Annotated in this window: 8 protein-coding genes; 4 read left to right on the plus strand and 4 right to left on the minus strand. The window is 59.3% G+C overall.

Annotated features, from left to right (window positions below; translation table 11 throughout):
- Nucleotides 1-35: 35 nt before the first annotated feature.
- From ACJH6J_RS29685 to queC, 4 genes are read right to left on the minus strand one after another with little or no spacing between them, the layout of a single operon-like run.
- Nucleotides 36-830, minus strand: coding sequence for a GTP cyclohydrolase I FolE2 (locus ACJH6J_RS29685; RefSeq protein WP_406804985.1), 795 nt, complete (start codon nucleotides 828-830; stop codon nucleotides 36-38).
- The gene (gene queD, locus ACJH6J_RS29690) at nucleotides 827-1,204 is read right to left on the minus strand and encodes a 6-carboxytetrahydropterin synthase QueD (RefSeq protein WP_406804986.1); all 378 of its coding nucleotides are present in this window, start codon (nucleotides 1,202-1,204) and stop codon (nucleotides 827-829) included. The genes ACJH6J_RS29685 and queD overlap by 4 nt, the downstream gene beginning before the upstream one ends.
- Nucleotides 1,201-1,836, minus strand: a complete 636-nt coding sequence (queE, locus tag ACJH6J_RS29695) for a 7-carboxy-7-deazaguanine synthase (RefSeq protein ID WP_406804987.1) — start codon at nucleotides 1,834-1,836, stop codon at nucleotides 1,201-1,203. Before queE ends, queD begins: the two co-directional genes overlap by 4 nt.
- Nucleotides 1,836-2,525: a 7-cyano-7-deazaguanine synthase QueC gene (queC, locus tag ACJH6J_RS29700; protein WP_406804988.1), complete on the minus strand. Its 690-nt coding sequence runs from the start codon at nucleotides 2,523-2,525 to the stop codon at nucleotides 1,836-1,838. Before queC ends, queE begins: the two co-directional genes overlap by 1 nt.
- A 104-nt stretch (nucleotides 2,526-2,629) precedes the next feature.
- On the opposite strand from queC, the gene ACJH6J_RS29705 reads away from it, so the two are divergent.
- From ACJH6J_RS29705 to dbpB (ACJH6J_RS29720), 4 genes are read left to right on the plus strand one after another with little or no spacing between them, the layout of a single operon-like run.
- Complete coding sequence (locus tag ACJH6J_RS29705) at nucleotides 2,630-3,514, plus strand: hypothetical protein (RefSeq protein WP_406804989.1); 885 nt, start codon at nucleotides 2,630-2,632, stop codon at nucleotides 3,512-3,514.
- Nucleotides 3,511-4,653, plus strand: coding sequence for a DGQHR domain-containing protein DpdB (dbpB, locus tag ACJH6J_RS29710; RefSeq protein WP_406804990.1), 1,143 nt, complete (start codon nucleotides 3,511-3,513; stop codon nucleotides 4,651-4,653). The genes ACJH6J_RS29705 and dbpB (ACJH6J_RS29710) overlap by 4 nt, the downstream gene beginning before the upstream one ends.
- Nucleotides 4,650-5,891: a tRNA-guanine transglycosylase DpdA gene (dpdA, locus tag ACJH6J_RS29715; protein ID WP_406804991.1), complete on the plus strand. Its 1,242-nt coding sequence runs from the start codon at nucleotides 4,650-4,652 to the stop codon at nucleotides 5,889-5,891. The genes dbpB (ACJH6J_RS29710) and dpdA overlap by 4 nt, the downstream gene beginning before the upstream one ends.
- Nucleotides 5,884-7,047 carry a DGQHR domain-containing protein DpdB gene (dbpB, locus tag ACJH6J_RS29720; protein WP_406804992.1) on the plus strand — a complete coding sequence of 388 codons (1,164 nt, stop codon included), beginning with the start codon at nucleotides 5,884-5,886 and terminating at the stop codon, nucleotides 7,045-7,047. The genes dpdA and dbpB (ACJH6J_RS29720) overlap by 8 nt, the downstream gene beginning before the upstream one ends.
- Nucleotide 7,048: the final 1 nt, after the last annotated feature.

Raw genomic sequence — 7,048 nt, forward strand, 5'->3', positions numbered from 1 at the left:
ACTATTCCCAACTCGTGACCGGTAGACCGGCCGGATCACAGAAACCTGAGGGTGCATGAAACCCGGGACGGTTCATCATGACTATGAATACTCTCGATGTTTCGAGCCTCGATCCGGTGCGGCAGTTCGCGTGCTCGGCATGCTAGTGACAAGTCACGAACCAGATCCTCGACGAACTTGGGATTGTCATACGCCGCCATAGTGATCGCCCGTTCGTCAGGCCTCTTCACCACTGGATACACAGGGCACGACGACGAATCCCGAACCAACGACACCAATTCCCCCACGGTGGCCGGGTACGGATTGTCGCCTTCCCCGTTGATAGACAACGACACCCTGCTCCGTTGGTTATGCGCGCCGTAGTCACTAATCGCCTTGCTGCATGGACACAAAGTAGTGACATCGACGGTCACCGTTGTCGTCAACGTGTACCGACTGCCCACCAGCGAGCCATTCAAACTGACATCGTGGACTTGATAGCCGCTGTTCGCCGTCACGGGCGACTGCACGCGAATCGCAACCGGAAGGGACAAAGTGACAAACAACTGCGTTGCGTCCAGCAGCTCCGCGATGACTTTGAACGGACCGTGCAACTCGTACGGATTCACCACCGAAAGTTCGGATTCCACCGCTCGGATCATGCGGCTCATGTGAGTGCCGCGGCGGTCAGCAGGCAGCGCAACAGTCATCTCGACGTTGGCAATACCGGATTGTGTTAGGTCCCCGTCATCAAAACTGACCGGATATCGAAGTGCGCCGATTCCGACTTCGTCGATGTCAACGCCACGACTGTCCTGCGCACCCTGAATATCCGGCAATAGCGGGTTCATTCGGATGCAGGCCCCCGGTACACGCATCCCGAGGTGCACGTCTCGCGCACCATGATTGCCGACATCATCGGAAGCGACGCAGCCAACTCGTTCCAGATCCAAGCCGCCAGCCGCTCGCTCGTCGGGTTTTCCAGTCCCGGAATCTCATTGAGGTAGTAGTGATCCAAGCGGTCGATGACAGGCTTGCACGCGTCCTTGATGTGCGCGAAGTCGATCACCCAGCCGGCGTGATCATCGACTGGCCCCTTCACGTGCACTTGCAACTGGTAGGAATGCCCGTGTAGACGCGAGCATTTATGATCGCTCGGCACGTTCGGAAGTCGGTGTGCGGCTTCGAATTTGAACTCGCAGAAGATCTCGGCCGTATCAATCATGGGATCCCTAGGAACTTGTGGGTTTGCAGGTTTAGGCGCCACTTGGGGCGCTTCAAGCAGTATTCGACTGCAGCCGCGGTGTTCTCACGCACCGCCGGACCGTCCATCGGCGACAGGCGGAAGGAACCAAAGTCCAACTGTTCGAACTGCGCCGGGTCGCCTCCGTCTTGGGGATACACCAGTTTCAACTCATCTCCGGAGGTGAGCAGAAGGGGTGCCCCGATCTTTGGGCTGACGCATATCCAGTCGATGCCGTCGGGGGCTGGGCGTGTTCCATTGGTTTCAATCGCAACGTAGAAGCCACGCCGATGCAGTGCCTCGACAAGCTCGCCGTCCAACTGCAACAGCGGCTCGCCGCCGGTGCACACCACCATCCGGTCCTCGTGGCTGCCGTCAGGCCAAGTCTGCTCTACGGCGTCGGCCAGTTCCTCGGCACTTCCAAAGTGCCCTCCCCCAACGCCGTCTGTGCCGACGAAGTCAGTGTCGCAGAATGTACAGATCGCCCTGTGTCGATCTTGTTCACGGCCCGTCCATAGATTGCAACTCGCGAATCGGCAGAACACTGCCGGCCTGCCGGTGTGGAACCCCTCGCCTTGCAGGGTGTAGAAGATTTCCTTGACGGTGTAGGCCATCAGGCTGCCCGATACACAAGCGGATCCGCCAGACCAGCTTCCGCGAACCCCTTCAGCCTCAACAAACATGAATCGCATTGACCGCACGGTTGCCCTGCCGCACTTGGGTCGTAGCACGAAGATGTCAAGCCATAGTCCACGCCCAGAGCCAAGCCAGCTTGAACAATCTGCGCCTTCGTCATCTCGATGAGAGGAGTGTGGATCGTCAAGGACGAACCTTCGACCCCCGCCCTCGTCGCAAGGTTCGCCATCGTCTCGTACGCCGCGATGTACTCAGGCCGACAATCTGGGTACCCGGAATAGTCCAACGCGTTCACACCGATGAAGATGTCCTGAGCCCCGACAGTCTCGGCATAGGCCAACGCGAAAGACAGGAAAATTGTGTTGCGCGCGGGCACGTAGGTCACGGGAATCTCATCCGTCAGGTCTGCGGCGTCGTCATGTTTTGGAACCTCGATGTCCGCAGTCAAGGACGAACCGCCGAAGACACGCAGGTCGATCTCTGCCACGACATGGCGCTCGACACCGATAGCAGTCGCGACGCGCCGAGCTGCCTCCAACTCAACGGCGTGCCGTTGCCCATAGCGGAACGACAACGCGTAGGGGTCAAATCCGCGACTCTTGGCGATCGCGAGCACTGTCGTGGAGTCCAAGCCCCCGCTGAGCAGAACCACTGCTGGCGTTCCCATCGAACCTCCGATTACTGGTCGGGCCGTGCGGCTATAGTATCTGAAACTACACCGTCGAGCCGACACATTTCTGACGTAGTTTCCGGGCCGGAGAGCGGGGTGACGTGCAGAAACTGACGATAGTAGTCAACTGCACCGACAGGAAATCTGTCGCTCCTGAAGCTGACCTGCGCATTCGCTCGATACCCGCGGGCGCGCTCTCCGAACGTTTCGCACAGTGGCGAGGCCGACTTGACCGGGCCCATGCGCGTGTCGAACTGCTCAACCTCTACCAGGGCGATGCCTGGCTGCAAGCCAAAGCGCTTGCGACTGACGCCCGCGAGAGTGGCTACTCCGTCCGGATGCTTGTCGCGTCGGCGGGGCTCGGCCTGCGGGACATCACCACGTCGGCGCCCTCGTACGCAGCGACGTTCGCGAGTGGCCATCACGACTCCGTGAGCGATGTAGCGACCATATCCACCTGGTGGAATCACCTGGCCGACCTCCCCGACACGGTGTCGGTAGCCGAACTCAAGAACGAATCGGTATTGCTGGTGCTGTCAGAGAACTACGCCCGCGCCATGAATGCCGACCTCACCGAGATGGCACACGGCCGTGGCGAAAAGTTCCTTGTCGGTGGTTGGCGAGACATTGACGGCATGCCACGACTCCCCGCAAATCGAGACCTCCGTAATGCGCTCGGAGGCACCGTCTCGACGGTCAGTTTGCGGATGGCGAGACGCTGGATTGTGAAGCGCTCAACCAGCGACTTGTTCGCGTCGAGCGACCTCACTCGTTGGAAACGTTGGGCAAGGACCGCTGAACGGCCTGAGGTCTACGAGCGAATTCCGATGGACGACAACGAGATCATCAAATACATCCGAGTCCTTCTCCGCCAGGACCCCAGCCTGTCAGCCACCCGCGCGCTACGACTCATGCGCGATCAAGGCATCGCCTGCGAGCAGAAACGGTTCGGCGTGCTGTTTCGAGCTACCAAAGGTCAGCGATGACAGAACCTCAAGACGGTGTGCTTGAGCGGCGAGCGCTACGCATCGACCAGAACAGTCACACTCCGCTGTACCTGTTCGCTCTCGCGGCCGAAGAAGTCGGTCTCGTTGCCGATGTTGCCCGCATCTCGCGCGACGAGGCCGGCAAACTGATTGGCTACCAACGTCCCGAGCGCCGAAATCACGTCAAGCAGATTCTCGATTACCTGAATTCCGGTGATGTCTTGTTCCCGAACGGATTGATCCTTGCTCTTCCGGATACCGTGCGCTTCCGCTCAAGTCGTGGACCCGGTACCACTGACGGCCTAGCCACCTCGGGGACCATCGAGATTCCGCTCCCCGACGATGATTCCGAGCCTCGGCCGGCATGGATAGTGGACGGGCAGCAACGCAGTATCGCCCTCGCGCGTGCCGCTAACGGTCGACTCGCCGTGCCCGTCGCCGGGTTTGTGGCGCCCACACTCGAGATGCAACGAGATCAGTTTCTGCGGGTGAACACGGTTGCGCCGCTGCCAACCAATCTGGTCACTGAACTGCTGCCCGAGGTTGTCTCAGCGCCCTCGCCGCGCCTTTCGCAACGCAAGATGCCCTCCGCGTTGGTGGACATGCTCAACCGCGATCCCGAGTCTCCGTTCTTTGGACTCATCCGACGCGCGTCCACTGAAGCCGAGGACCGACGAACCGCGGTGGTGACCGACAACAGCCTCGTTGAAGCCCTGAAGGAGTCACTGGAGTCCCCGTCGGGTGTTCTGTTCCCCTATCGGAATATGGCCACAGGATCGACAGATACCGAGGGCATCAGGCGAGTACTACTCACGTACTGGGGAGCCGTCAAGGATGTCTTCCCTGACGCATGGGGACGCCCCGCGGCCGATTCCAAATTGATGGGAGGCGTAGGCATCCGGGCCATGAGCCGACTGATGGATCGAGTTATGGTGCATGTGTCGCTCACACAGACAACAGCCCCCGAGCAGGCGCGAAAAGAGTTATCTCGCATAGCGAACCGTTGTCACTGGACCGACGGCACCTGGGATGAGCTCGGACTTCCGTGGGACGAGCTGCAGAACGTCTCGAAGCACATTTCGGCACTCTCCAACTATCTTGCCCGCGCGTACGTAGTTGCCCGGAAGGAGGACGTATGAGGTTCTACTTCCCCGACAGTCAGGACCAGGTCAGCCCGACCTACGACTTCATCCACGACGAACACTCGCCGCTGCGCGTCCGCCAACGCGACGACCGCTACGCGCACGAAGTACTGACTGTGCCCGCGTACGACGGCATTTTGGTGTCCAAGGCGATTGTCGACGGGTCGATCAAGGGCGTAGGAAAATACTCGATGCCGCAACGGCAGCGACTGTACCGTCTCGGAGTTCGAGGCTTCTTCAGACTTTCGAATGCTGTTGCGACGCTTGGCGACTGTGGCGCATTCAACTACGTCAACGAACCGGAGCCTCCGTACACCGTTCATGAGGTCCTGGACTTCTACGAAAAATGTGGATTCGACGCAGGTGTCAGCGTCGACCACATTATTTTGGGCTACCTTCGACCTGGTCAAGATGTGCCCGACGAGTGGACCCAGCGCCGGCACATATCGCTGAAGCTCGCTGAGCAGTTCAGGGCTGCGGCATTGGAACGCAGCAGTCCGGTGGAAGCCGTCGGCGCAGCGCAGGGCTGGGATCCAAAAAGCTACGCAGACAGCGTACGTGAACTACAAGATATGGGTTACGCGCGCATTGCACTGGGCGGCATGGTACCGCTCAAGACTCCAGACATACTGGCGTGTCTAGCTGAGATCGATGTGATTCGATCGCCCTCGACGCAGTTGCACCTCCTCGGGATCACCCGCGTGGAGTCCATGGCAGAGTTCGAAGCTTATGGCGTCACCAGCTTCGACAGCACCTCGTCGTTCCGCCAGTCGTTCATGGACGATCGGGACAATTACCACACGGTTTCCCGCAACTTCGCTGCAATCAAAGTTCCGCAAGTAGACGGAAACATCTCGTTGAAACGAGCCATCTTGGCAGGCCGGGTCGCCCAACGCGATGCCATCGAAGCTGAACGAAACAGCCTGCAGGCACTGCGATCTTTCGATCGCGATGAATGCTCGATCGACGAGACCCTCGATGCGGTACTTGCATACGAAGATGTGATCGGCGTCAAGAAGTCTTATCGCGACCTGTACACCGATACGTTGACGGCTGCGCCCTGGCGCACGTGTCCGTGCGGACTGTGCGAGAAGCACGGAGTTGAAATGGCGATCTTCCGAGGAAGCGAACGCAACAAGCGGCGAGGCTTTCACAACTTGTCAGTGCTCGCTGACAGAATGAGCCGACTCCAGGCAACGGAATTGCCCAGCCTTGAAAGGATCCGCGGTGGCTGACAGGTACGAAATCCGAGTGCCCGCAATACAAGTTCGTCAGGGCGCACGCTACATCTACTGCTTCGCGATCGATGGCAAGCAACTGCTCAACTTCACTGCGGTATCGCGTGTCCGCAGGACAGACGGGGGTGGACTCGACGGCTACCAGCGTCCTGAGGTGATGAACCACATCCGCGCGATCAGACGCTACATCGAATCCCCCGAGGCGCTGCTGCCAAACGCGGTCGTGCTCGCCTTTGATGATCGAGTTCGGTTTGTAGCGACTAGCCGGCGGAGCAAGGTCGGCTACTCGGCCATGGGCGAGCTCGTGATCCCGGTCGATGAAGCATTGCCGGAAGCCGACAAACCCGCTCTGTTGGTGGATGGCCAGCAACGTGTCGCTGCAATCCGAGACGCAGATGTCGCTGAATTCCCAGTGGCAGCAGTTGCTTTCATCGCGGAGGGAACTGACGAACAACGGTCGCAGTTCATCCTCGTCAACAACACCAAGCCGCTACCGAAGGGCCTGATCCACGAGTTGTTGCCGGACGCCTCTGGCTACCTCCCACCGAAGTACGCGCGTCGCCAGTTGCCTGCTCAGCTCATGACTCGACTCAACATTGATAGTGACAGCCCGTTCCGCGGCGCCATTGCGACTCCGACATCCCCTGACGGGTACATCAAGGACAACAGCGTCCTCAAGATGATCGAGAACAGCCTCTACGACGGAGCACTGTACGCATATCGCGATCCGAACGACGGCTCCGGCGATATCGAACAGATGCTTCTACACCTCAAGATCTTCTGGAGCCTTGTAGAAGCCACATGGCCTATCGAGTGGAAGCTCATCCCGCGCAAGTCACGACTCACCCATGGCGTGGGTATCCAAGCATTGGGCTATGTCATGGACGCCCTGACGGAAGGCTTCGTAGCTGACGACCTACCAAACATCGGGCTCGACAAGAACCTCGATGCGCTTTGCGTAGTGACTGCCTGGTCATCCGGCACTTGGAACCTCGCCTCGGACGACCAACGGCGATGGAATGGCCTTCAGAACACCCCAAACGACATCAAGTTGCTGACGAATCTGTTCTTGCAGAACCTGAACCGTCCCGGGTTTCATGCACCCTCAGGTTTCTGTGATCCGGCCGGTCTACCGGTCACGAGTTGGGAATAGT

Source organism: Mycobacterium sp. SMC-18 (assembly GCF_045310895.1).
Lineage (GTDB): Bacteria > Actinomycetota > Actinomycetes > Mycobacteriales > Mycobacteriaceae > Mycobacterium.

Excerpts from the sequence above, each read along its gene's own strand:
- ACJH6J_RS29685 (WP_406804985.1), bottom strand. The coding sequence starts at position 830 with ATGAACCCGCTATTGCCGGATATTCAGGGTGCGCAGGACAGTCGTGGC.
- queD (WP_406804986.1), bottom strand. The coding sequence starts at position 1,204 with ATGATTGATACGGCCGAGATCTTCTGCGAGTTCAAATTCGAAGCCGCA.
- queE (WP_406804987.1), bottom strand. The coding sequence starts at position 1,836 with ATGGCCTACACCGTCAAGGAAATCTTCTACACCCTGCAAGGCGAGGGG.
- queC (WP_406804988.1), bottom strand. The coding sequence starts at position 2,525 with ATGGGAACGCCAGCAGTGGTTCTGCTCAGCGGGGGCTTGGACTCCACG.
- dbpB (WP_406804990.1), top strand. The coding sequence starts at position 3,511 with ATGACAGAACCTCAAGACGGTGTGCTTGAGCGGCGAGCGCTACGCATC.
- dpdA (WP_406804991.1), top strand. The coding sequence starts at position 4,650 with ATGAGGTTCTACTTCCCCGACAGTCAGGACCAGGTCAGCCCGACCTAC.